Below are 23,576 nucleotides of genomic sequence, written 5' to 3' on the forward strand. Positions count from 1 at the left end.
CGGCCCGGGCGTCGCTCCCGCGGGTCGTGTGATCCGCGGGAGCGGGCGCGCGTCGGAGGACCGCGCGTCCGGCTTATGCCGTCCGACGGGTGAGCGTCGAGAAGGTGGGCGTTTCACCCGTCCGGTCACCCCTTCGGCGGGCGAGGGGCGACAGGTCCCGAGCCTGCACGGCGATGATGAACAGGGGCACCACCATCGCCGCGAACAGGGTGTCGGGCGCCTCGACGCGCCACGCCGTCTCGGTGATCGACACCGCCGTGAGCACGCAGAGGAACGTGCTCGCCGCGACCTGGTCGCGGCGGGGAAGATGCTCGGCCGCGCGGGCGGCGGCGGCGAGGACGACGGCGAGGAGCGCGACGAGGACGATGCCGCCCGTGACGACGTACGTCACGAAGACGTTGTGGCCGTGGCTGGCGGCGCTGGAGAGGGCAGCCTTGAGCAGGTCGTAGTGGTCGACGTACCAGCTGTGGCCGAGCCCGACGAGCCACTGATCGCCCGACAGCTGCGACAGGGCGAACCGCCAGATCGCGCCGCGCTTGGTGAACGCCTCGGGGTCGGTGGTGATCAGGGGGAGGGCCACGACGGCGACGACCAGGACGAGCAGCAGGGCGCCGAAAACGCGGCCGACGGTCCGGTTGCCCGCGCGGCCCAGCAGCATGCTCACAAGCAGCACCACGGCCCACACCGCGACCCCGAACAACGCCGTGCGCGACGCCGACCACAGGATGGCGACGAGGAGCACGGCGGCCGTCGTCCAGCGCAGATACCAGCGTGAGAAGAGGTGCGTCAGGGGCAGGGCGAGCACCAGGAACAGGCCGTAGCCGTTGGGGTGCCCGAAGAAGCCCGCCAACAGCGGGAGCCCGGTCAACGACTTCTCGGAGTTCGCGTCGAACGTCTGCGGCATGTACATGAGGGCGGGGGCGCTGGACGTCAGCACCATCGAGACCACCGCCAACCCCGCGGCGGCGAGGGCGTACGCCCGCAGGTCCGACACACGCGGTTGGATCGCCCACAGGGTCACGGCGACGCCGATGGGCAGCAGCATCTGCTCGGTGACGTCTCCTCCCCGCGCGAACTCGTTGAACACGATCCACACCCACGGCAGCACGACGAGCACCAGCGGCGAGACGTCGTTCTGCACGAAGACGACGCGGAAGATCAGCACGAAGACGGCGGCGGCCGCGGGAAGCAGCAGGGCGATGTGCCCCGCGTCGACGACCGCCTGCGTGTACACGCTCGTCAGACCCTCGGCCGCCTGCGCGCGGCTCATCGTCAGCGTCTGCGCGATGGTGCCGCCGATCGAGGCCGCCCACAGCATCAGCAGCAGGCCGAACGCGACGACGCGGGCCGCGGTGCTTCGCGCCGGTGCCGTGAGCGGCGTGGCCGCCAGGCGCTGTCGCCGCGCTGCGCGCCGTGTGCCCTGCTCGGACTCCGGGCGTACCGAGAGGTCGGACGCGGTGACGGCGGGGGAGGTCATCCGCACAGGCTAGGTGCGCGAGAGCGGTGCTCGATCGCGGCAAGGGCCGAGGCGGAACGGGCGATCGACCGGGTGAAAACGACCCCCCGAGGGGCGGCGGAGAGGGGAGCAGCGCGCGGCCGAAAATAGTCTGCTCGAGCGCGGCTCCCGCGGCGCACGCGAGGAGGACGACAGACGTGACGCCCGAACGATCTTCGGGCGCACGGGCCCGGGGTGCGACCCTGCTCCTGTCGACGCAATGGCTGCGGTACGTCCTGCAGATCGCCAACATCGTCGTGCTGGCACGCCTGATCGGGCCGGCGGATTTCGGCGTGGTCAGCCTGGGACTGGCGATCGTCGGCATCGCGTCGGTGCTCGGCGACTTCGGGCTCAGCCTCGCCGCCCTGCGCGAGAAGTCGCTGAGCCAGGCGCAGAAGAGCAACCTGTTCTGGATCAACACCGGCATCGGGGCCGTTCTGGCGCTGCTGGTGGCGGCCGTCGCCGTTCCGATCGGCGCCGCGTTCGGCGACGGTCGCCTGGTCGGGGTCGTGCTCATCTCGGCACCCGCCTACCTCCTCCGTGCCGCGGCGGTCCAGTTCCTGGTCGAGCTGAATCGCCGGGAGAGGTTCTCGCGCCTCGCCGCGTCGGAAGTGGGAGGGGATGCCGCGGGCATCGTCGCCGCGATCCTGCTCGCGCTGCTCGGCTCGGGTTATCTGGCTCTCGCCGTGCAGGGCACGGTGGCGGCCGTCGTGTCGCTCGGGTGGGCCGTCGCCGCGGCGGGCTGGCGTCCCGGACTCCCGCGTCGCGTCGAGATGGGGTCGCTGCTCACCTTCGGCCTGTCGACGCTCGCCACCCACGCAGCGCACTACGTCACGACGAACGTCGACACGATCGTCATGGGGGCCTGGTACCCGTCGGCGATCGTCGGGTTCTACTCGCGGGCGTACCAGCTGGTGATGCTGCCGCTGCTGCAGGTCGCCGCCCCGCTGACGCGCGTGGTGCTGCCGCGATTGGCGCACGTCGCCGACAGCCTTCCCGCCCTCAACGAGGCGCTGGCGCGCGCGCAGCGGCTCGTCAGTCACGTGCTGCTCGCCGTCACGGGCCTGCTCGTGGTGTGCGGTGCGCCGTTGATCGACGTGGTGCTGGGCGCCGACTGGCTCCCCGCGATGCAGTTCCTTCCGATCCTCGCCGTGGGCACGGTCTTCCAGACCACGGCGTACGCCTACTACTGGGGGTTCGCCGCTCTGGGACGCTCCGGGGCTCTCTTCCTGTCGGAGATCGTCGGGCGCGTGCCGATGGTGCTCCTCATCGTGCTGCTGGCGCCCCTGGCTCCCGCGGGGATCGCCTGGGGGGTGGTCGTGGGCCAGGTGCTCATCTGGGCGTCGGGAACCTTCGTGTTCGCCCCCCGCGCGGGCCTCGAGGTCGGGGTCCTCGTGCGCGCGTCCCTCGTGCCCCTGGCGGTGAGCGGCGGGGCGACCCTCGTCGCGTGGGGCCTGGACCTCGCGTTCTTCGGGCCGTGGCCCGCTCTGCTCCGCCTGGTCTGCCTGGCAGCGGCGTGGCTCGTGGCAGCGGCGGCGATCATGGCGGTGGGGGGCCGCGGCGACGCCCGCCTCATCGCGCAGACCCTCCGGTCGATGCGTCCGCGCCGCTCCGCCTGATGCCCGACGGCGGCGGCTCTCAGCCGCCGATGACGACGTTCAGCGGTTCCTCGCCGGCGCGGAGGCGCTCGATCTGACGGCGCACGAGTCGCGCGATGCGCGGGCGCATGGCATCGGTGGCTCCTCCGACGTGCGGGGCGATGAGCACGCCGTCCAGGGCCCAGAGCGGGTGATCCGCGGGAAGGGGCTCGGGGTCGGTCACGTCGAGCGCGGCGCGGAGACGCCCGCGACGCACGTGGTCTACGAGCGCGTCGGTGTCGATGAGGGGACCGCGGCCGACGTTGACGACGAGGGCGCCGTCGGGCAGGGCCGACAGGGCGGCGTCGTCGAGGATGTGGCGGGTGCGGTCGCCGCCGGGGAGCGAGGCGATGAGGATGTCGGTCTCGGCGAGCACGTCGTCGAGCTTTCCGAGGGGGAAGACCTCGACGTCGTCCTGCAGCCGGCCGTGCGAGGCGACCGCGCGCAGCTCGACCTCGAAGGGCTTCAGGCGCGCGGCAATGGCGCGGCCGACCCCGCCGAATCCGAGGAGCGTGACGCGCTGGTCGGCGAAACCGGTCGCGCCGCCGCCGATCCACTCCGCGCGGTCCTGAGCGCGCACGAACTCCGGCAGGCGCCGCTGCGCCGCCAGGGCCAGCGTCACCGCGAGCTCCGCGGTCGCGGTCTCGTGCACGCTAGAGGCGTTCGCGAAGGCGAGGCCCTTCGGCAGGCGCCCCTCGACATTGTCGTAGCCGATCGACTGGCCCTGCACGAGGCCGACCTCGACGCTCGACAACGCCTCGATGACGCCGTCCATCGACATGTACGGGGGCACGACCAGGTCGAACCGCTCACGGGGAGCGGGCCCCGTCATGTCCCACAGCACGAGCTCGACGCCCTCGGGCAGGGGCTGCAGATCGTCGCGCAGCTGTTCGGTGGGCACGGACACGATCAGGGGGGTCTCGGTCGTCACCCCCTCGACGCTACCGCCGTCGGCGCCTCGGCGGCGGCGGGTTGCGCGCGTCGGCCGATCTGCACGCCCACGGGAACGTCGTACGCGAGGTACTCGGCCAGCAGGCTCGCGGAGTCGCGCGCGAACAGGCGGCGGGAGAGCGCGGCGGCCAGCTTCGTCGCCCCGCCCACGAGGCCGGGGATCTGGTGGCTCAACATGCCCTGGCTGATCCGCGCACCGTGGTTGAACATGTGGATGCGCGACAGCGCCTCCCCGCCCGCGCGGTCGACGAGCCCGAAGTCGTCGTCGAGGTAGGGGAACGCGGCGAGCCCCGGGTTCTGCGCCACGGCCTCGGGGGTGAGCCGCTCGCTCCAGAGCACGGCGTCGGCGGCCACTCTCGCCAGCTCGGGCCGTCGGGCGAGGTCCGAGGCGATGCCGGTCGCGGCCAGGACGACGTCGTAGTGATGGATGCCGTGCGGCGTCGTCACCGCGATGTCGCTGCCCGTCCACTCCACGCCCTGCCACGGTGACGAGGTGAGGAAGCGGAACGAGTCGAAGGCGTGCGCGCGCCACAGGGCGTTCTGCGTCGCGGGCTGGTCGACGGCCGACAGGTGCACGTTGAACGCCCACTTCTGCGCGTCGGTGAAGGTGCCGTAGTTCTCGATGAGTCCGGCGAACTCCATCCAGCGGTACGGGCTGACCTGGGGCATCGCGGCGCGGCGCATGTGCACGTCGACGAGGGCGGCTCCGTGCTCGAGGGCGGTGGCGGCGTTGTCGAACGCCCCCGTGCCGGCCCCCAGGATGCCGATGCGCAGGCCCGCGAGGGCGGCGAAGTCGATGTCGTCGTGCGTGTGCCGCACCCGATCCGCGGGAAGGTCGTGCAGCAGCGACGGGATGGACCGCCCGCCGGCTCCCTCGATGCCGGTGGCGAGCACGACGTGGTGGGCCGAAAGCGTCCAGGTTCCGTCGGGGCCCTCGAGCGCGAGGTCGAGCGGACCGTCGGTGGGGGTGATCGCCGTGACGTGGGTGGCGGGCACCACGGTGATGGCCGAGACCTCGCGGTACCACTGCAGGAATCCCTGCCACGCCGTGGTGGGGAAGTACTCGATCTGCTCCCACGCCGCCGTGCCGTACACGGCTTCGAACCACGCGCGGGGACTCACCGCGGGGGTGCCCCACGTCGGCCAGGCGATGTCTTTGGGGGTGCGCAGGGTGTGCATGCGCGCGTAGGTGGTCCAGGGGCCCGCAGCCCCCGCGGGGGCGGCGTCGAGGACCACCACGTCGTCGATCCCGCGGCGCCGCAGGCCCCGCGCGAGCACGAGCCCGGCTTGACCGGCGCCCACGATCACGACGGGGCGCACTCCGTCGCGCGCGCCCACCCAGGGCCGCCCGTCGCCGGCGCTCAGGGCGGACTGGTGCGCCGCCTCGCGTTCGAGGCGCGCGAGACGCGCGGGGGCGTCGTGAAGCGGGGTGAGCACCGTCACTCCGCGTCGATCACGACGCGCACACCGAAGGCGTCGTCGAGCCGGTGGTTGTGGTGGTCGGTGACGTTGGTGTCGTCGAGCTCGAGGTTGACGAAGTCCATGCTCGGGTCGGCGAAGAACGGTCCCGCGTGCCAGGTGCCCTTGCGCATCGTGATGGCCGTGCGCGGCGGAATGCGGAACGCCCGCAGGTCGTCGAGCGCGGGGGCGTCGAGGCCGGGGGCGGCGACGGCGATCGTCCACTCCACGTCGCCGACGGCCATGAGCGTCTGCGTCGTCTCGAGGTGACGGGTGACGCGTACGAACTCGGGCGACTTGTCGTCGAGGTGCATGAGGTAGAAGCGGGGGATGCCGTTCGACACGTCGAGCACGGCTTCCTCGGCGGTGAAGGGCGTGCCGTCTTCCATCGGGGTCAGCACGACGCCGTAGGGCTCGAAGCCCGCGGGGGTGACGGTCTCGGCGGTGAGGTGGTGGGTGGAGAGGGTGTCGGACACGGGGGCTCGCTTTCGTCGGGTAGCCCGACAGTACGCTTGTCCAACAAGCTTGCGCGCTACTTGTCCAACAACTTCACCGCTCGTTTACGCGGCAGAAACGCGCGTTCAGGAGCGGACGCGACGGATCAGCGCGTTGCGCAGGCCCGCCGGCGCCGGCAGTTGCACCTCGCGCGACCAGTACCCGATGGCGTCGTCGACCCCGTACCCGCAGTACGTCATCTCGATGGCCGGGGTGCCGGCATCCGTCGACAGGATCGCGGCGCGCTCGGCGTCGAGGGCGATCGCGTCGATCCACAGCGTCTCCCACGCGACCCGGATGCCGTTGGCCGCCTCGGCGAGCTCGAACACCGGCCGGTGCGGGTCGAGGTCGACCTCGCGCGAGAGCGGCACGAGGTCTTCGGCCAGCGCATAGGGGGCGGCGTCGACGCGCCACATCTTCACCGTGCGCAGGACCCCGGTGCCGTCGGGCAGCTCGTCGTACCGCGCCGGGTCGCCCGCGGCGAGGGTGAGTCGATCGGATGCCACGAGCTCGAGCGTCGGCTCGTACCCCGCCGCGCGGATCGACAGCGAGTGGTCGAACTGCTGGTCGATGCGCCGGCCGACACCGGGGAGTCGCCGGTTCGGCGACGTGCGGGCACCCTGCGTGCGGTGCACGTACCCGCGCTCCTCGAGGCGGATGAGCGCCTCGCGCACCGAGTTGCGGCTCGCGCCGGTGAGCTCGGCCAGGCGCGGTTCGGAGGGCAGGGTCTCGGCATCCGCTCGCCACAGGTGCAGGATGCGGTCGATCAGTGCGTCCTGGTCGGGTGCGCGCTTCTCGGTCACGCCCTCACGCTATCGCGGGGGCGCGCCGGTGGCCGCCGCGGGCGTGCATGCGCAGCGCGGTGAGGAGCGCAGCGCGGTGAGGAGCGGAGGGCGATAGGCCGCGGGAGGATGGGGGAGCGCGATGACCAACGGAGGGCGAGGGGCCGCGGGAGGGCGCTGGGCGGCGCAAGGCCCTCCGCTCGTCCCCGGCCCTCCGCACGTCACGGCCGAGGCGGGCATCCGGGACCCGGCGGCCCGCCGGGTGTCAGGCTGCGGCGCCCACCACGGCGGCCATGGCCGAGGTGAAGAAGCCGAGTCCGTCGACGCCCGAACGCATCGCGACGTCGGTGCCGGGGCCGAAGCCGGGCTCCACCGCGTGCTCGGGGTGCGGCATGAGGCCCACGACGTTGCCGCGCTCGTTGGTGAGGCCGGCGATGTCGTCGAGCGAGCCGTTGGGGTTCACGCCCACGTAGCGGAACGCCACCAGGCCCTCGCCGTTCACGCGCGCCAGGGTCTCGGCGTCGGCGATGTAGCCGCCGTCGGCGTTCTTCAGCGGGATGACGATCTCGTCGCCCTCGGTGAAGTCGCTGGTCCACGCGGTCGAGGCGTTCTCGACGCGCAGGCGCTGGTCGCGGCGGATGAACTGCTGGTGGGCGTTGCGGATGAGGCCGCCGGGCAGCAGGTGCGCCTCGACGAGCATCTGGAAGCCGTTGCAGATGCCGAGCACCGGCATGCCCTTGGCCGCGGCGTCTTTGACCTCGGCCATGATCGGCGCGAAGGCGGCGATGGCCCCGGCGCGCAGATAGTCGCCGTAGGAGAAGCCGCCGGGCAGCACGAGGGCGTCGACGCCCCGCAGGTCGTGCTCGCCGTGCCAGAGGGCGACGGGCTCGCCGCCCGCGAGGCGGATGGCGCGCTGCGCGTCGCGATCGTCGAGCGAGCCGGGGAACGTGATGACCCCGATGCGAGCCGTCACTCGACGACCTCGATGTTCACGACGTCTTCGATGACCGCGTTCGAGAGCATCTCGTCGGCCAGCTCGCGGGCGCGGGCGAGGGTGGCCTCGTCGACCTCTCCCTCGACGGTGAGTTCGAAGCGCTTTCCGATGCGCACGTCCGAGAAGCGGTTCTCGCCGAGCCGCGACAGGGCGCCGGCGACGGCCTTCCCCTGCGGGTCGAGAAGCTCGGCCTTGGGCATGACGTCGACGACGATGGTGGGCACTGCAGCTCCAGAAGTCGGGTGGCGTTGTGGATGCCAGTCTACGACGCTCGGGCGCGGCATCCCCGCCTCGCGCGGAGCGACCGCGCGCGCGGAGATCGCATCGGGTTGACCGAGTTCGGGGTCGTCGGCTCCCGGCCGGACCGCGAGGAATGTGGGAGCGCTCCCTTGACGGCGTGGGAGCGATCCCATATTGTCGACCTCGATCGGTTGAGAGCGCTCCCACGTGAGGTTGCGGGGGAACACCAGCGCTACCGGTCAGCACCCACCACAAAGGAGTGATCTGTGAATTCTCGTGCCCTGCGCCGGACCGCGCTCATCGCCGCCGTCGCCTCCACCTCCGCCCTCGTGCTCGCCGGTTGCTCCGGTGGCGGGGGAACCGCCGCGGGCGGCGGTGACGAAGAGGTGACCCTCACCGTCGCCACGTTCAACGACTTCGGCTACACCGACGAGCTGCTCAACGCCTACACGGCCGAGCACCCGAACGTGAAGATCGTGCACAACCGCGCGGCCAAGTCGAACGACGCCCGCGCCAACTACTTCCAGAAGCTCGGCAAGTCGGGCCTGGCGGACATCGAAGCCATCGAGGTCGACTGGCTGCCCGAGGTCATGAAGTACTCCGACCTGCTGGCACCCGTTCCCCAGGACCTGCAGAGCCGCTGGCTGGACTGGAAGGTCAAGGCCGCCACCGATGCCTCCGGCAACCTGATCGGGTACGGCACCGACATCGGCCCCGAGGCCATCTGCTACCGCGCCGACCTGTTCGAAGCGGCCGGGCTCCCCTCCGACCCGGCCGAGGTGGCCGCCGCCCTCGAGGGCGACTGGTCGACCTACTTCGAGATGGGCGACAAGTACGTCGCCGCCACCGGCAAGCCGTTCTTCGACTCGGCCGGCAGCGTCTACCAGGGCATGATCAACCAGGTCGAAGCGGCCTACGAGAACCCCGACTCGGGCGAGATCACCGCCACCACCAACCCCGACGTCAAGAAGATCTACGGCATGACCCTCGACGCCGCCAAGACGCAGTCGGCGCACTTCGAGCAGTGGTCGACCGACTGGTACGCCGGCATGGCGAACGGCGCCTTCGCGACGCTGTCCTGCCCCGGCTGGATGCTGACGCAGATCGAGGGCAACGCCCCCGAGGTGGCGGGCTGGAAGATCGCCGACACGTTCCCCAACGGCGGCGGCAACTGGGGCGGGTCGTACCTGACCGTTCCCGGCAACGGCGCCCACGTCGCCGAGGCCCAGGCCCTCGCCGACTGGCTGACCTCGCCCGAGCAGCAGGTGAAGTTCTTCCAGCAGGCGGGCACCTTCCCGAGCCAGGTCGACGCGCTGAAGGCGCCCGAGCTGCTCGCGAGCACCAACGCCTACTTCGGTGACGCCCCCATCGGCGAGATCTTCACGAAGCGCGCCGAGGCGGTCAGCGTGACGCCGTTCAAGGGCGAGTACTACTTCCAGGTCAACGACGCGATGCAGAAGGCGCTGACCCGCGTCGAGAGCAACACGCAGGACGCACAGACCTCGTGGGACCAGTGGGTCTCGCAGGTGGACGCCATCGGCTGATCTCGCCTCGATCACGGGCCGGACGCTCCGCGTCCGGCCCGTGCTCCCGGAAGGAACCTCGTGACCACGACACTGCAGCCCCCCGTGACCCCCGCGGCCTCCGCCGCCGACGGTCCCCCCGCCCGTTCCCCCCGACGTGTCGGCTTCGGCTCGAAGCTCAGCGCGTGGGACCTCAAACTCTCGCCCTACCTCTACATCTCGCCCTTCTTCCTGCTCTTCATCGTCACGGGCCTCTTCCCGATCCTGTACACGGGCGTCATCTCTTTCATGGACTGGGACCAGATCCGCGGCTCGGGGACGTTCGTCGGCTTCGACCAGTACGCCTACGTGCTCTCGCAGCCCGCCTTCTGGGACGCCCTGCGCAACACCTTCAGCATCTTCGTGCTCTCGACCGTTCCGCAGCTGCTGTTCGCGGTGTTCATCGCGGCGATGCTCGATCAGAACATCCGGGCGAAGACCCTGTGGCGCATGGGCGTGCTCGTGCCGTACGTCATGGCCCCCGTGGCCGTGGCGCTGATCTTCAGCAACATGTTCGGCGACCAGTACGGCATCATCAACACCCTGCTCGGCCGGATCGGCCTGCCCGGGGTCGGGTGGCACTCCGACGCGTTCGCCAGTCACATCGCCATCGCCACGATGGTCAACTTCCGCTGGACCGGGTACAACACCCTCATCCTGCTGGCCGCCATGCAGGCGGTGCCGCGCGAGTACTACGAGGCGGCGACCGTCGACGGGGCCGGCAAGATCCGCCAGTTCTTCTCGATCACGCTGCCGAGCCTCAAGCCCACCCTGATCTTCGTCATCATCACCTCGACGATCGGCGGCCTGCAGATCTTCGACGAGCCGCGCATGTTCGACCAGTCGGGCACCGGTGGCTCCGACAACCAGTGGCTGACGATCTCGTTGTACCTCTACAACCTCGGCTGGGGCGAGTGGAACTTCGGCCGCGCCGCGGCACTGGCGTGGATCCTCTTCCTCATCATCCTCGCGATCGGTGCGGTCAACCTCTTCATCAGTCGCTCCCTCGTGCGCGACGAGGGCTCACGCGACGGTCTCAGCCGCGCGCAGCGTCGCGTCGCCGCCCGTGCCGCGAAGCAGCGGCTCGCCGAATCGACCGGAAAGGTCGCCCGCTCATGAGCGTCATCGACACCAGCCCCGTCACCGGGGCAGCCGACCCGAAGCCCGCGCGTCGGCGCCCGCGCGCCGTCCGCGGCTCCCGGCCCGGGTGGTTCGTCTACGCCAGCCTCGGCGTCGTGCTGCTCGCCGCCCTCGTGCCCTACTACTGGGCTCTCCTGATCGGTTCGGGCGACTCGGCGACCATCCGCAACCCCGAGCTGTCGTGGATCCCGGGCGGCAACTTCTTCGTCAACGCCGCCGCGGTGCTCGGCAACCCCGCCGTCAACTTCTGGGCGGGGCTGTGGAACTCCATCTTCAGCTCGGCCGTGATCGCGGCATCCGTCGTCTTCTTCTCGACGCTCGCGGGCTGGGCGTTCGCGAAGCTGAAGTTCCGCGGCGGCCCCTGGCTGCTGTTGTTCGTCGTGGCGACGATGGCCGTTCCCACGCAGCTCGGGGTCGTGCCGCTGTACATCCTCTTCAGCGAGATGGGATGGACGGGCCAGATCGGCGCGATCATCGTGCCCGCGCTGACGAGTGCGTTCGGGGTGTTCTGGATGACGCAGTACCTGCGTCAGGCCGTGCCCGACGAACTCATCGAGGCCGCCCGCGTCGACGGCGCGAGCTCGTTCCGCACCTTCCTCACCGTGGGGGTTCCGGCCGCACGGCCTGCCGCCGCGATGCTGGCGCTGTTCACCTTCGTCACCGCGTGGAACAACTTCTTCTGGCCGTTCATCGTGCTCGACCGCCAGAACCCCACGCTGCCGGTGGCCCTGTCGCTGCTGCAGTCCAACTACTTCGTCGACTACTCCATCGTTCTGGCGGGAGTGCTGCTGTCGACGATCCCGCTGCTGCTGCTGTTCGTCTTCGCCGGCAAGCAGCTCGTGAGTGGCATCATGCAAGGGGCGGTGAAGGGATGACCCTCGCGCCCACGGAAGGAACCCGAACCATGTCCGATACCCGAGCCTTTCCCGAGGGCTTCCTCTTCGGCGCCGCGACCGCGGCCTATCAGATCGAAGGGGCGGCCTTCGAAGACGGCCGCGCCGCGTCGATCTGGGACGCCTTCAGTCGCGTCCCCGACGCCGTCATCAACGCCGACAACGGCGACGTGGCGTGCGATCACTACCACCGCTACGCCGGTGACGTGCAGATGATGAAGAGCCTCGGACTGCAGACCTACCGCTTCTCGACGTCGTGGGCGCGCGTGCGCCCCGACGGGGGCCCGGTGAACGCGAAGGGCGTCGACTTCTACAAGCGTCTCGTCGACGAACTGCTCGGTGCCGGCATCCTTCCCTGGCTGACGCTGTACCACTGGGACCTCCCGCAGGCGCTGGAAGACCGCGGTGGGTGGACGGTGCGCGAGACCAGCGAACGCTTCACCGAGTACGCGCTCGACATGCACGACGCCCTCGGCGACCGCGTCGACGTCTGGACGACCCTCAACGAGCCGTGGTGCTCGTCGTTCCTGAGCTACACCGCCGGCGCGCACGCTCCCGGCCACTACTCGCAGGCCGAGGGCATGCTCGCCGCCCACCACCTGCTGCTCGCCCACGGGCAGACGGTGCGCGAGCTCCGTGCGCGCGACTCGTCGCTCAACCTCGGCCTCACCCTCAACCTGACGGTCGCGGATGCCGTGGATCCGGCCGATCCCGCCGACCTCGACGCCGCGCGTCGCGTCGACGGACAGTTCAACCGCTGGTTCCTCGACCCCGTGTTCCGTGGCGAGTACCCCGCCGACATCATCCGGGACTTCCGCGACACCGATGCCGCGGCCGTGGCCCGCTGGCAGGAGGCCGTCCGCCCCGGTGACCTCGACATCATCTCGACGCCGATCGACTCGCTCGGTGTGAACTACTACCACGGGGAGTTCGTCGGCGGCACGCCGCCCGAGGTCGACCCGCCCGCCGGGGACGCGCCCACCACGCGTCCCATCGGAAAGCCGTTCCCGGCCCACGAGAACCTGTACTGGCACGACCGCGGCCTCGCGCGCACCAACATGCACTGGGAGGTGCAGCCCGAGGGGCTCACCCGGCTGCTCGAGCGGGTCAGCGAGGAGTACTCGGCCGAGGCCGGCGTCGCCCTGTACGTCACCGAGAACGGCGCCTCCTACGACGACGAGCTGGTCACCGACGGCGACGAGGCGCGCGTGCACGACACCGAGCGCGTGGAGTTCGTCGAGGCCCACCTGGGCGCGGTTCTGGATGCCGTGGACAAGGGCGTCGATGTGCGCGGCTACTTCTACTGGTCGCTCATGGACAACTTCGAGTGGGCCTGGGGATACGAGAAGCGCTTCGGCATCGTCTACGTCGACTACCAGACGCAGGAGCGCACGGTGAAGGACTCCGGCCGGCAGTACGCTCGCATCATCGCCGAGCGCGCACTGGTCACCGCACCCGCGGTGTAGGCCGCGCGCGAGGGGGTCGAGGAGGCAACGCGATGGAACTCGCACCCGTGCGGGGCACCGCCACGATCGAAGAGGTCGCGGCGCGGGCCGGTGTGTCGCGCTCGACCGTGTCGCGCGTGGTCAACGGTTCCACCGCCGTCTCCCCGGCCGCCCTCGAAGCCGTGCGCCGCGCGATCGACGAACTGCAGTACGTCCCCAATCGCGCGGCGCGCTCCCTCGCCAGTCGGCAGACCCGGGCCATCGCCCTCGTCATCCCCGAGCAGACGGAACGCTTCTTCGGAGACCCGTTCTTCGCCTCGATCGTCGCCGGCATCGGCGAGGTGGTCGGCGAGTCGGACTACATCATGAACATGCTGATCGCCAGCGACGACGCCAGCGCCAAGGCGCTGGCGTACCTGCGCGGCGGCAGCGTCGACGGGGCGATCGTGGCCTCGCACCACACCAGCGACACCTTCCTCGACCGCGTGGCCGACGTCGTGCCCGTCGTTTACGGCGGGCGCCCGGCCCGCGTGCGCGCCGACGACTACTACGTCGACGTCGACAACGTGGAGGGCGGTCGCGTCGCCACCGCCTATCTGCTGGCGCGCGGTCACCGCCGCATCGGCACGATCTCGGGCCCGCTCGACATGCCCGCCGCGATCGACCGCCTGCAGGGTTTCCGCGACGCGCTCGGCGAAGCGGGCGTCGAGCCCGCGGCGATCGAGGACGGCGACTTCACCGAGATGGGCGGCGCGCTGGCGATGAGCCGCATCCTGTCGGCGGGCCCGCTGCCCGACGCGCTCTTCGTCGCCAGCGACCTGATGGCCCGCGGCGCCTACGCGGCACTGCGAGACAAGGGGCTCGAGGCCGGGCGCGACCTCGCCGTCATCGGGTTCGACGACTCCGCCGTGTCGACGGCGTTGCGCCCGGCGCTGACCACCGTGCGTCAGCCGTCATTGACGCAGGGGCGGCACATGGCATCCGTTCTGCTCGACATCCTCGCCGGGCGCCCCGCGGCGCACGCGACGATCCTGCCCACCGAGGTCATCGAGCGCGACTCGGCCTGAGACTCTCGCGATCGGCCGTCACTCCCAGGCCGCCGTGTCGGGATCGATCCCGTGCGCGCGAGCGCTCGCCTCGATGGCGTCGCGGAGCCAGGTCGAGAGGCCCGGCCGCACGGCGTCGTAATGGTGCGCGAAGCGCGGATCGGCGGCGTACATGCGCCCGAGGTGCACCTGCATCTGCCGGGTGATCGGGAAGTACTGCGAGAAGACCTCGCGGTGGCGTTCCACGAGCGCGTTCGCGGTGGCGTCTCCGGGCACCGCTCCCGCATCGACCGCGGCGCCGAGCTCGGCGTCGAACGTCGCGACCGTCTCGGTCACGGCCGCCCAGTCACCGGCCGTGCGCGAGGCGGAACGCTCGGCGTACTGCTGCCACTGCGCCGATGCGCCGTACGCCTCGCGCGCCTGGGCGGGCCACGCGGTGTTCCACCCCGGGCCGAACGTCTCGCGCTGCTCCTCGTCGGAGAGCAGGATGCCGTGTTCCTGTGCCGCGATCATGCGCTGCAGATCGTCGTCGAGGTCGCGCAGCTGCGCGATGCGCCGGGTGAGCTGGGCGCGCTGCACCCGCAGCTGCGACGCGACGTCGCCGCCGGGCTCGTCGAGCACGGCGCGGATGGCGTCGAGGTCGAGTCCGAGCTCGCGGTAGACGACGATGCGGCGCAGTCTCTCGAGGTCGTCGTCGGTGTAGAGGCGGTACCCGGCGGCGGATCGCGCCGCGGGGCGCGCGAGGCCGATCTCGTCCCAGTGGTGCAGAGTGCGCACGGTGAGGCCGAGCCGGGTGGCCGTCTCGCCCACCGGCATCCCCTGGTCAGTCATGCGACTCATTGTCGTCGCGCCCGATGCCGACGGCCTGCAGATTGCGCCCCTCCACGGTGGTCGGGTCGAAGACCTTCGCGGCGGTGAAGAGCACGCGGGCGTTCTCGGGTGTGATGACCTCGACGTCGCGGGTGTTCCACGGGGTGTCCCGTGGCCCGGCGTCGATCCCGACGGCGCGCAGCGACTCGACCAGCGGGCCGATCTGATCGATCACGCAGGCGAAGCTCACGCTGGCCGCCGGCGCGACGGCGGGCGCGTCGCCGACCGTCAGCAGCACGTCCTGGAAAGCCCAGCGGCGCAGGTGCACCATCTGCCCCGGAATGCCGAACAGCTCGAAGAACCCGAGCCCCCGCGTCCAGAAGTCGACGGAGGCTGCGAGATCGGCCGTCGGCACGGTGACGAACATCGGCATCCCGTAGAGGCCGCGGTACAGCGGGGGCGCGACGGCGGCGGGGCCGGGAGGGGGGACGGGGCTGACGTCGAAGGCGTCGAAGGTGCCGTTCATTTTCCCAGACTCGGGCCTGACGCCGCGTGAGGGTCAAGCTCGAGCGCGAAGCCGTCGTCGGCACTGCCGGGGCCCGCCTCCCGGCAGCGTCGACGTCAGCGTCGCGCGGTGCCGGCCCCGACCCCGGGTGCGGGTGCGTCGTCGACTTCCTCACGGTGCAGGGTCTCGGGCAGAGCCGAGATGCCGACGACGCCGATGATGCTGAGTCCCACGAGATAGGCCGCGACCAACCACGGTGCCCCGCCGGCGAGGCCGACGAGCGCGGTGGCGACGAGGGGCGCGGTGCCCCCGACCAGAGCCGCCGGGATCTCACGCGAGATCGCGATACCGCTCCACCGCATGCGGGTGGGGAAGAGTTCCGCGAGCATCGCGGCGCTGACGCCGATCGTCGCCCCCTGCACGATGGCCAAGCCGAGCACGAGGGCGACGCCCACCAGAACGGAGCTCTCGGTCTGGAACAGCAGGAACATCGGGAACGCGAAGATGATCGCGAACACGGCCGCGGCCAGCAGCACCGGCTTTCGCCCGATGCGATCGGCGAGACGACCGAACCCGAGCGTGGCGGGGATGGTCAGCAGCTCGGCGACGATGAGCGCGATGAGCGCGTGCGTCGGATTCACGGCCAACGTGCCCGTGGTGTACGAGATCGAGAACGTCTGCACGATGTAGACCCACGGCAGCGCGAAGACGAAGAACGCCATGCCCGCCAGCAGGGTGCGCCAGTGCGAGCGCACCGCGGTGGCGAGCGGCGCGCGTGACACCTCGCCGTCTCGCTCGGCCGCCGAGAAGGCCGCGGTCTCGGTCACGCGCAGGCGGAAGTACAGCGCGAAGGCGACGATGACGATGCTGGCCACGAACGGGATGCGCCACCCCCACGCCTGGAACTGCTCGAGCGGGAGCAGGCTGATGAGGGCGAACGTCGCCGTCGCGAGGGCCATGCCGAGGTAGACGGAGGCGCCCGGGAATCCGGCGATGAACGCCCGGTTGCGCGTCTCGGACGACTCGCTCGCCATCGTCATCGCGCCGGCGAACTCGGCCCCCGCGCCGGCACCCTGGAACAGACGCAGGACGATGAGCAGGATCGGAGCCCAGATCCCGATCGACTCGGCCGTGGGGAGCAGACCGATCAGGGTCGTGGCGATGCCCATCATGAGCAGGGTCGCCAGCAGGGTGCCCTTGCGGCCGATGCGATCGCCGAAGTGCGCGAAGATGAGGCCGCCGATGGGACGAGCGCCGAAGCCCACCGCGAAGGTTGCGAACGCGCCGAGGAGCCCGGCGAATTGACCGCCGCCGGGGAAGAACAGCGGCGCGAAGACCAGAGCGGATGCCAGTCCGTACAGGGTGAAGTCGTACCACTCGATCACCGTGCCGACGGAGCTTCCGATCACCGCCCGGCGACGCTGCGCCCGCGGGTTGAGCTGCCGATCGTCGATGTCGTTCGCGATGTCCATGTCCAGGCACTCCCTCGTGTCTTGCGGTACCTCCCCAGGCTAGGAAGGCGCCACCCGCGGCCCGCTGTGCCCACGACACAGCATCCGAGGAGGGGAATGGATGCATCGCACAGGCCGGCGCACGGCGAGGCCCGCGGGCGGGGGGACTCCCCGTCGCGATGCGGCGGTCGCCGTGCGACGCGCGGTCGGGACTCAGCGGTCGCCGCTCGACGGCTGCTGGTACACGTCTGCGACGTCGTCACCGTCGGCATCCACCGCTTCGTCGCGCGCCAGCTGCGCGTACCGGCGATTGCGGACGAGCAGCACGCACGACGCCAGGAGCGAGGCGAGGAGCGAGGCGACCATGATGGCGATCTTGGCGTCGTCGGTGTGCGGGGAGCCGTCGGGGAAGCTCAGCTCGGCGATCAGCAGCGAGACGGTGAAGCCGATGCCGGCCAGCAACCCGACCCCGGCGAGATCGATCCACCGCAGCGCCGGGTCGAGGCGCACGCGGGTGACGAGCGTGAGCAGGCGCACACCCAGCAGGATGCCGAGGGGCTTGCCCAGCACCAGACCCGCCACGACGCCGATGGTCACCGGGTCGCTGAGCGCTCGGACGATGCCGTCGCCCCCGCCCACGGCGACCCCCGCGGCGAAGAACGCGAAGATCGGCACGGCGATGCCGGCCGAGATCGGACGGAACCGGTGCTCGAACTGCTCGGCGAGGTCGGTGCCCGCGTTCGTCCCCCGCCGTGAAGGTCCGACGGGGATCGTGAAGGCCAGGGCGACACCGGCGATGGTGGCGTGCACGCCCGACGCGTGCAGGAATGCCCACGCCGCAAAACCGATCGGCAGCAGCACCACCCACGCCGCCCAGGGGGTGCGCGCGAACCACGCGCGCGCGCGATGGGCGATGACTCCGTAGACCACGACGAGCGCGGCGAACACGCCGAGGGGCAGCAGGGCGATGTCGCTCGTGTAGAAGATCGCGATGATGGCGATCGCGATGAGGTCGTCGACCACGGCCAAGGTCAGCAGGAAGATGCGCAGCGGACCCGGGAGGTGCGACCCCACCAACGCGAGCACGGCGACGGCGAAGGCGATGTCGGTCGCCGTCGGGATGGCCCAGCCGGCGAGCAGGCTCGGCTGGGAGTGCACGACCGCGATGTAGATGAGCGCGGGGACGGCGACGCCGGCGACGGCGGCGGTGACCGGCACGATGGCCGTCTGGAACCGGCGGAGACTGCCCACGACGATCTCGCGTTTGAGCTCGAGGCCCACGAGGAAGAAGAAGATGGCGAGGAGGCCGTCGGCCGCCCAGGCGCCCACGCTGAGTTCGAGGTGCCACGGCTCGTAGCCGAAGCGGAAGTCGCGCAGCGCGAAATAGGAGTCGGAGGCGGGCGAGTTGGCCCACACGATGGCGACGACGGCCGCGATGACCAGCAGCAGGCCGCCGACGGACTCGCGGCGGAGGATCGTGGTGACGCGGTGCACTTCGGCGTAGCCGGGCCAGCGCGGGGCGCGGAGGTCGTTCTGGGTCATCGGGATCCCTCAGGGGTCGGTCGACAGAATGTCGACCAGACTTCCCGACGCACCGTCACCCATTCTACGCGACAGGCACGACGGTGACCGGCGGTCCGCACCACCGGTCACCGAGCGAGGAGCGGTCAGTCGGACTGCTCGTCTTCCTCCGGGTTGAAGTGCGAGGCGGTGGCGGAGTGCCCCGCCGCGACCCCGTCGGGATCGTTGGGGATGGTCCCGTCGGCGCCCAGGCCGCCCGGCTTGGGCGTGCCCTCGTCGTCGGGCGCGTCGTGCAGGTTCTCGTCCGCCGCGGGCTGCGAGGGGTCGGAGGTTCCGGATGCCATGATCGTGCCTTCCTCGTCATCGGTGGCGAGGCGCCGGTCGGGCACCCTCGCCGAGAGGCCCGACGCTATCGACGCCCGTGCGCGGCGTGAGCCCGCTTGCGGGACGGCGGCGGGTGTGCTGAGCCCCGCCGCCAGCCGCGGCCGCCGCCCGCGAGCGGGGCCAGGCGGGTCCGCCCGCCCGGTGCGCGTACCCCCGCCACGCCGGCTGCCGGCCTGCCCGCGCGGTGCGCGCGCTCGCGGGTCTGCCCGCGCGGGGCGGGGCTCCGATGGGCCGAACTCCTGAGTTTCGGGGCGTCGCCGGCGTTTCCGCCCACGAGCGCTCCCGGCCGCGTGACCGATCAGGAGTTCGGCCCGCCGTCGCGCCCCGGACGGCGGGGGTCGGTTCGCCGTGGCGCCCGGGCGGCCTGCGCCGTCGAGACCGCATCCGATTGTCGAGACCGCAGCCTTTCGGCGGCAATCGCGTGCGGTTTCGGCAAACGGATGCGGTCTCGGCGAGGAGGGCGCCCGGCGAGGGGCGCGCCCGGCGTCAGCTCGGGTCGCCGCCCAGCGGCCCCACCGCGGGGATCGGGCCGCCGTCGTCGGCGCCGGTCTTGCGCGCTCGGGCGATGGCGTTGCCGAGGTGGTAGATCACGAGCGCCGCGACCGAGCCCAGCACGATGGCCCCGAGCTGGAAGTCGCCGAACTGCATCGTGAAGCCGGCGATGGCCAGCACCAGCGCCACGGCACCGGTGTACTGGTTGACCGGACGCGAGAAGTCGACGCGGTTGTCGACCCAGATCTTGATGCCGATGATGCCGATCAGGCCGTAGAGCGCCGTGGTGACACCACCGAGCACGCCCGGCGGAATGGTGTTGAACACCGCGCCCACCTTGGGCGACAGGCTCAACACGATCGCCGCGAGACCGGCCACCCAGTAGACGGCCGTGGAGTACACGCGGGTGGCGGCCATGACGCCGATGTTCTCGCCGTACGTCGTGGTGCCCGAGCCGCCGAACGTGCCCGCGATGGTCGTCGCCACACCGTCGGCGATGAGGGCGCGGCCGGTGGAGCGGTTGGCGGTGGCATCGGTCATGGCGGCGACCCCGCGTACGTGGCCGACGTTCTCGGCCACGAGCACCAGCACCACGGGAAGGAACATCGCAATGACCGACCACGTCTGCGGCGAGGCGAAGTCGGCGAGGTGGAACTCGGGCCAGCCCACCCACGGAGCGGCCTCGACGGCCGCAAAGTCGATGAGCTTCTCGCCCGTGCCGGCCTGGATGAGCACCGTGGCGACGTAGCCGACGATCACGCCGAGGAAGATCGAGATGCGGCCGAGGAAGCCGCGGAACAACACGCTGAACAGGATGACGGCGACCAGCGTGATGGTGCCGGGCAGCGGCTGGAGCTGGAAGTTCGACCACGCCACGGGCGCCAGGTTGAAGCCGATGAGGGCCACGATCGCGCCGGCCACGACCGGCGGCATGACCTTGTCGACCCACCCGAGGCCGACGAACTGCACGACGAAGCCAATGGCGGCGAGCAGGATGCCGACGGCCACGATGCCCGCGAGGGCGGAACCCATGCCCGCGGTCGCGGTGGCCGCGGTCACCGGCGCGATGAACGCGAACGACGAGCCGAGGTAGCTGGGGAGGCGGTTGCGCGTGACGAGCAGGAAGAGCAGCGTGCCGACGCCCGAGAACAGCAGCGTCGTCGACACCGGGAAGTCGGTGAGCACCGGCACCAGGAAGGTGGCGCCGAACATCGCGATGACGTGCTGAAGGCCGATCGCGACCGTGGCGCCCCAGTTGAGGCGCTCGCCGGGTGCGACGACCGCTCCCGGTGCGACGGTGCGCCCGTTTCCGTGCAGCTTCCAGCGGAACATGTGTCTCCTCGTGAGTTCGTGATCGGATGCCGAGATCACGCGGCATCGGCGAGGTCACACGTCGTGTCGTGGTGTCTCGACGACAGCGCGTGATCTCGCGAGGGGGAAGGGGGTCAGGCGGTCAGGAGGCGCAGGAGTTCGGCGTAGCGGTCGCGGGTGCGGGTGACGATCTCGGCCGGGAGCGCGGGGGGCTCGCCCTGCTTGTCCCAGTTGTCGGCGAGCCAGTTGCGCACGATCTGCTTGTCGAAGCTCGCCATGCGCTCGGCCGCGGTGGACCCGGTGCGCCAGGCCTCGGCATCCCAGTAGCGGGAGGAATCCGAGGTCAGCACCTCGTCGGCGAGTGTCAGCACGCCGTCGGCGTCGTATCCGAACTCGAACTTGGTGTCGGCGAGGATCAGGCCGTGCGCCTCGGCGGTGGCGGCGGCGCGGCGGTAGATCTCGAGCGACAGCTCGCGCAGCGCCTCGGCGGTGTCGGAGCCGACGAGCTCGACCGACCGCTCGAACGTGATGTTCTCGTCGTGCTCGCCCATGGGCGCTTTGAACGCCGGGGTGTACAGCGGCTCCGGCAGGCGGTCGCCGTCGTTCAGGCCGGCGGGCAGCGGGATGCCGCACACGGTGCCCGAGTCGCGGTACTCCGCCCAGCCCGATCCGGTGAGGTACCCGCGTACGACGCATTCGATCGGCTGCATATCGAGGGAGCGCACGAGCATGGCGCGTCCGCGCACGGCATCCGGGATCAGCTCGACGGCCTCGTCGCCCACGAGGGCGTGGTCGGCCGCGAGGTGGTTCGCGATGCCGCGACCGCCATCGGCGCCGGCGAGCTGGTCGAACCACCACAGGCTGAGCGTGGTCAGCAGCGTGCCCTTGCCGGGGATGCCGGGGGCGAGCACGTGGTCGAAGGCGCTCACGCGGTCGCTGGCGACCACCAGCAGATGCGTCGGGGCGGCCTCGTCGGCGGTGCCGGCGGGAACGTAGAGATCGCGCACCTTGCCGGAGTAGATGTGGCGCCAGCCGGGGAACTCGAGCGGGGGAGCGGTGGTCACACGCTCATTATTGCGGAGGCGCGGCCTCTTCATCGGCGCGGATTGTGTCATATGCGGCCTCGCGGTGCCCGCCCCCGGGCTCGCGCGCGGCTGTTGACTACCCTCGGAGGAATGACCGAGGCAGCCCCCGACACCGCGGTGAACATCGACCCACACCTGGGTAGTCGCCACAAGACCATTCGCGGCTGGGTCTTCTGGCCCGCCGCCGGCATCGCTCTGGCGTTCATCGCCTTCGCCATGCTCTTCCCCCACGCGGCCGAAGCCACCTTCGGCGCCGTCCAGACCACCATCGTCTCGGCCTTCAACTGGTACTACGTGCTGATCGCGGCGTTCTTCGTCGTCTTCGCCCTCGCGATGGGCTTCAGTCGCTTCGGCACGATCAAGCTCGGCCAGGACGACGACGAGCCCGAGTTCTCGACCATGTCGTGGTTCTCGCTGCTGTTCGCGGCGGGAATGGGCATCGGCCTGGTGTTCTACGGCGTGAGCGAGCCGCTCAGCCACTTCGCCCAGCCCCGCCCGGGCGTGGAGGGGACCCCGAACCAGCTCGCCCAGCAGGCGATGTCGCAGACGTTCCTGCACTGGGGCGTGCACGCCTGGTCGATCTACGTCGTCATCGGCCTCGCCCTCGCCTACGCGTTCCACCGCCGGAAGCGCCCGCGCACCATCCGCTGGGCGCTGGAGCCGATCCTCGGGGCGCGCCTCGTGCAGGGCGCCTGGGGCAACGCCGTCGACGTGGCGGCCCTGGTCGGCACGCTCTTCGGTGTGGCGACATCGCTGGGTCTGGGCGTCATCCAGATCAGTGCCGGCCTGGACTATCTGGGCATCGTGGCGCCGTCGGCGATCAGCGAGGCCATCATCGTCGGCATCATCACCGGCTTCGTGCTGTTCTCGGTGCTCTCGGGCGTCGGCAAGGGCATGAAGTGGCTGTCGAACATCAACCTCGTGCTCGCCGGCGCGCTCATGCTGTACCTGCTGTTCGCCGGTCCCACCGAGTTCCTGCTGCGCGACGTGGTGCAGTCGATCGGCAACTACATCCAGAACTTCGTCGGGCTGTCGTTCACGACCAGCGCCTATTCCGGTGAAGACGGGGTCGCCTGGCAGGGGACCTGGACCTCGTTCTATTGGGGCTGGTGGATCTCGTGGGCCCCCTTCGTGGGGATCTTCATCGCGCGCATCTCGCGCGGCCGCACGGTGCGCGAGTTCGTCACCGGCGTGATCCTGGTGCCCACGCTCGTCGGCATCCTGTGGTTCACCGTGCTCGGTGGCACCGCGATCTACGGCGAGCTCACCGGCAGCGTGTCGCTGCTCGGTTCCGACGGCTCGGTGAACGTCTCGACCGCGCTGTTCCAGATGCTCGAGGGCATTCCCGGCACCGTGTTCCTGGCGATCGGCTTCCTCGTGCTCATCGGGATCTTCTTCGTCACCTCGGCCGACTCGGGCGCGCTGGTGATGGGCATGATCGCGACGGGCGGCGAAGAGGAGCCCAAGCGGTGGGTGCGCATCTTCTTCACCCTGGCGACCTCGCTGATCGCGTTCGCCCTGCTGCTGGCCGGCGGTCTCACCGCGCTGCAGACGGCGGCGATCAGCATCGCGCTGCCGTTCAGCGTCGTGCTGCTGGCGATCTGCTGGGCCACGGTCGTGGCGTTCCGCCGTGAGATGAAGGCGTACGACAAGGCCGAGCGCGCGCACTTGCGCGACTCGATCGGCGAGCACTACGGCCTCGAGGTCGAGGAGCCCAACCAACGGGGCATCTTCGGCCTGCCGGCGCGCTGGCGTCCGCGTAAGTCGGTCACCGCCTCGGCTCCCGACTCGGACGCTCCGGCGTCGCCGGAGTCGTAGGGCGCGGTCCCGCCCAATGTCCACGACTCCCGGATGCCGCGCCACGCGGCCCGGGTGTCGT

General features: G+C 70.9%; 21 protein-coding genes. 7 read left to right on the forward strand and 14 right to left on the reverse strand.

Annotated features, from left to right (window positions below; translation table 11 throughout):
• Positions 1-73: 73 nt before the first annotated feature.
• The gene (locus tag ASF96_RS02120; protein ID WP_055935497.1) at positions 74-1,477 is read right to left on the reverse strand and encodes an O-antigen ligase family protein; all 1,404 of its coding nucleotides are present in this window, start codon (positions 1,475-1,477) and stop codon (positions 74-76) included.
• Positions 1,478-1,653: 176 nt separating this feature from the next.
• Between ASF96_RS02120 and ASF96_RS02125 the strand changes: the two genes are divergently transcribed.
• Positions 1,654-3,114, forward strand: a complete 1,461-nt coding sequence (locus ASF96_RS02125; RefSeq protein WP_055935499.1) for a lipopolysaccharide biosynthesis protein — start codon at positions 1,654-1,656, stop codon at positions 3,112-3,114.
• 19 nt (positions 3,115-3,133) lie between these two features.
• On the opposite strand, the gene ASF96_RS02130 is transcribed toward ASF96_RS02125, so the two are convergent.
• The 6 genes from ASF96_RS02130 to purS form a co-directional block, all read right to left on the reverse strand.
• Complete coding sequence (locus tag ASF96_RS02130; protein ID WP_055935502.1) at positions 3,134-4,063, reverse strand: 2-hydroxyacid dehydrogenase; 930 nt, start codon at positions 4,061-4,063, stop codon at positions 3,134-3,136.
• Positions 4,060-5,520, reverse strand: a complete 1,461-nt coding sequence (locus ASF96_RS02135; protein WP_162239383.1) for an FAD-dependent oxidoreductase — start codon at positions 5,518-5,520, stop codon at positions 4,060-4,062. Before ASF96_RS02135 ends, ASF96_RS02130 begins: the two co-directional genes overlap by 4 nt.
• 2 nt (positions 5,521-5,522) lie before the next feature.
• Complete coding sequence (locus ASF96_RS02140) at positions 5,523-6,017, reverse strand: ureidoglycolate lyase (protein WP_055831976.1); 495 nt, start codon at positions 6,015-6,017, stop codon at positions 5,523-5,525.
• Between the two features lie 105 nt (positions 6,018-6,122).
• The gene (locus ASF96_RS17495) at positions 6,123-6,839 is read right to left on the reverse strand and encodes a GntR family transcriptional regulator (protein ID WP_055831974.1); all 717 of its coding nucleotides are present in this window, start codon (positions 6,837-6,839) and stop codon (positions 6,123-6,125) included.
• A gap of 244 nt (positions 6,840-7,083) precedes the next feature.
• Positions 7,084-7,791: a phosphoribosylformylglycinamidine synthase subunit PurQ gene (gene purQ / locus ASF96_RS02150; protein WP_055935506.1), complete on the reverse strand. Its 708-nt coding sequence runs from the start codon at positions 7,789-7,791 to the stop codon at positions 7,084-7,086.
• A complete protein-coding gene (gene purS / locus ASF96_RS02155; protein ID WP_022878640.1) occupies positions 7,788-8,036 on the reverse strand; it encodes a phosphoribosylformylglycinamidine synthase subunit PurS in 249 nt (82 codons plus the stop codon). Before purS ends, purQ begins: the two co-directional genes overlap by 4 nt.
• A gap of 282 nt (positions 8,037-8,318) precedes the next feature.
• On the opposite strand from purS, the gene ASF96_RS02160 reads away from it, so the two are divergent.
• Genes ASF96_RS02160 through ASF96_RS02180 form a run of 5 tightly spaced genes read left to right on the forward strand, consistent with a single transcriptional unit; the run spans position 8,319 to position 14,159 of the window.
• Positions 8,319-9,596: an ABC transporter substrate-binding protein gene (locus tag ASF96_RS02160; protein ID WP_055831970.1), complete on the forward strand. Its 1,278-nt coding sequence runs from the start codon at positions 8,319-8,321 to the stop codon at positions 9,594-9,596.
• Positions 9,597-9,656: 60 nt separating this feature from the next.
• A complete protein-coding gene (locus tag ASF96_RS02165) occupies positions 9,657-10,733 on the forward strand; it encodes a carbohydrate ABC transporter permease (protein ID WP_055935507.1) in 1,077 nt (358 codons plus the stop codon).
• The gene (locus ASF96_RS02170) at positions 10,730-11,629 is read left to right on the forward strand and encodes a carbohydrate ABC transporter permease (protein ID WP_055831968.1); all 900 of its coding nucleotides are present in this window, start codon (positions 10,730-10,732) and stop codon (positions 11,627-11,629) included. Before ASF96_RS02165 ends, ASF96_RS02170 begins: the two co-directional genes overlap by 4 nt.
• Before the next feature lie 29 nt (positions 11,630-11,658).
• A complete protein-coding gene (locus ASF96_RS02175) occupies positions 11,659-13,113 on the forward strand; it encodes a glycoside hydrolase family 1 protein (protein ID WP_055935509.1) in 1,455 nt (484 codons plus the stop codon).
• Between the two features lie 32 nt (positions 13,114-13,145).
• Complete coding sequence (locus ASF96_RS02180; protein WP_055831966.1) at positions 13,146-14,159, forward strand: LacI family DNA-binding transcriptional regulator; 1,014 nt, start codon at positions 13,146-13,148, stop codon at positions 14,157-14,159.
• A gap of 18 nt (positions 14,160-14,177) precedes the next feature.
• Here the strand turns inward: ASF96_RS02180 and ASF96_RS02185 are convergent, their stop codons facing one another.
• The 7 genes from ASF96_RS02185 to ASF96_RS02215 form a co-directional block, all read right to left on the reverse strand.
• A complete protein-coding gene (locus ASF96_RS02185) occupies positions 14,178-14,969 on the reverse strand; it encodes a MerR family transcriptional regulator (RefSeq protein ID WP_082509237.1) in 792 nt (263 codons plus the stop codon).
• A complete protein-coding gene (locus ASF96_RS02190; protein ID WP_055935512.1) occupies positions 14,962-15,474 on the reverse strand; it encodes a VOC family protein in 513 nt (170 codons plus the stop codon). The genes ASF96_RS02185 and ASF96_RS02190 overlap by 8 nt, the downstream gene beginning before the upstream one ends.
• 95 nt (positions 15,475-15,569) lie before the next feature.
• On the reverse strand, positions 15,570-16,925 hold the full coding sequence (locus ASF96_RS02195) for an MFS transporter (protein WP_055935514.1): 1,356 nt from the start codon (positions 16,923-16,925) through the stop codon (positions 15,570-15,572).
• 192 nt (positions 16,926-17,117) lie between these two features.
• Complete coding sequence (gene nhaA / locus ASF96_RS02200) at positions 17,118-18,446, reverse strand: Na+/H+ antiporter NhaA (RefSeq protein WP_055935516.1); 1,329 nt, start codon at positions 18,444-18,446, stop codon at positions 17,118-17,120.
• A gap of 125 nt (positions 18,447-18,571) precedes the next feature.
• Positions 18,572-18,769 carry a hypothetical protein gene (locus ASF96_RS02205; RefSeq protein ID WP_156458681.1) on the reverse strand — a complete coding sequence of 66 codons (198 nt, stop codon included), beginning with the start codon at positions 18,767-18,769 and terminating at the stop codon, positions 18,572-18,574.
• 526 nt (positions 18,770-19,295) lie between these two features.
• Positions 19,296-20,633, reverse strand: coding sequence for a uracil-xanthine permease family protein (locus ASF96_RS02210; RefSeq protein WP_055935518.1), 1,338 nt, complete (start codon positions 20,631-20,633; stop codon positions 19,296-19,298).
• Between the two features lie 113 nt (positions 20,634-20,746).
• On the reverse strand, positions 20,747-21,709 hold the full coding sequence (locus tag ASF96_RS02215) for a phosphoribosylaminoimidazolesuccinocarboxamide synthase (RefSeq protein ID WP_055935520.1): 963 nt from the start codon (positions 21,707-21,709) through the stop codon (positions 20,747-20,749).
• A 78-nt stretch (positions 21,710-21,787) separates the two neighbouring features.
• Between ASF96_RS02215 and ASF96_RS02220 the strand changes: the two genes are divergently transcribed.
• Complete coding sequence (locus tag ASF96_RS02220; RefSeq protein ID WP_055935522.1) at positions 21,788-23,515, forward strand: BCCT family transporter; 1,728 nt, start codon at positions 21,788-21,790, stop codon at positions 23,513-23,515.
• The last annotated feature ends 61 nt before the right edge of the window (positions 23,516-23,576 follow it).

This window comes from Microbacterium sp. Leaf179 (assembly GCF_001423785.1).
Lineage (GTDB): Bacteria > Actinomycetota > Actinomycetes > Actinomycetales > Microbacteriaceae > Microbacterium.

Coding starts and splice junctions, on each gene's coding strand:
- ASF96_RS02190 (WP_055935512.1), bottom strand. CDS start 15,474: ATGAACGGCACCTTCGACGCCTTCGACGTCAGCCCCGTCCCCCCTCCC.
- ASF96_RS02175 (WP_055935509.1), top strand. CDS start 11,659: ATGTCCGATACCCGAGCCTTTCCCGAGGGCTTCCTCTTCGGCGCCGCG.
- ASF96_RS02170 (WP_055831968.1), top strand. CDS start 10,730: ATGAGCGTCATCGACACCAGCCCCGTCACCGGGGCAGCCGACCCGAAG.
- ASF96_RS02120 (WP_055935497.1), bottom strand. CDS start 1,477: ATGACCTCCCCCGCCGTCACCGCGTCCGACCTCTCGGTACGCCCGGAG.
- ASF96_RS02210 (WP_055935518.1), bottom strand. CDS start 20,633: ATGTTCCGCTGGAAGCTGCACGGAAACGGGCGCACCGTCGCACCGGGA.
- ASF96_RS02215 (WP_055935520.1), bottom strand. CDS start 21,709: ATGAAGAGGCCGCGCCTCCGCAATAATGAGCGTGTGACCACCGCTCCC.
- ASF96_RS02220 (WP_055935522.1), top strand. CDS start 21,788: ATGACCGAGGCAGCCCCCGACACCGCGGTGAACATCGACCCACACCTG.
- ASF96_RS02205 (WP_156458681.1), bottom strand. CDS start 18,769: ATGGCATCCGGAACCTCCGACCCCTCGCAGCCCGCGGCGGACGAGAAC.
- ASF96_RS02180 (WP_055831966.1), top strand. CDS start 13,146: ATGGAACTCGCACCCGTGCGGGGCACCGCCACGATCGAAGAGGTCGCG.
- ASF96_RS02185 (WP_082509237.1), bottom strand. CDS start 14,969: ATGACTGACCAGGGGATGCCGGTGGGCGAGACGGCCACCCGGCTCGGC.
- nhaA (WP_055935516.1), bottom strand. CDS start 18,446: ATGACCCAGAACGACCTCCGCGCCCCGCGCTGGCCCGGCTACGCCGAA.
- ASF96_RS02195 (WP_055935514.1), bottom strand. CDS start 16,925: ATGGACATCGCGAACGACATCGACGATCGGCAGCTCAACCCGCGGGCG.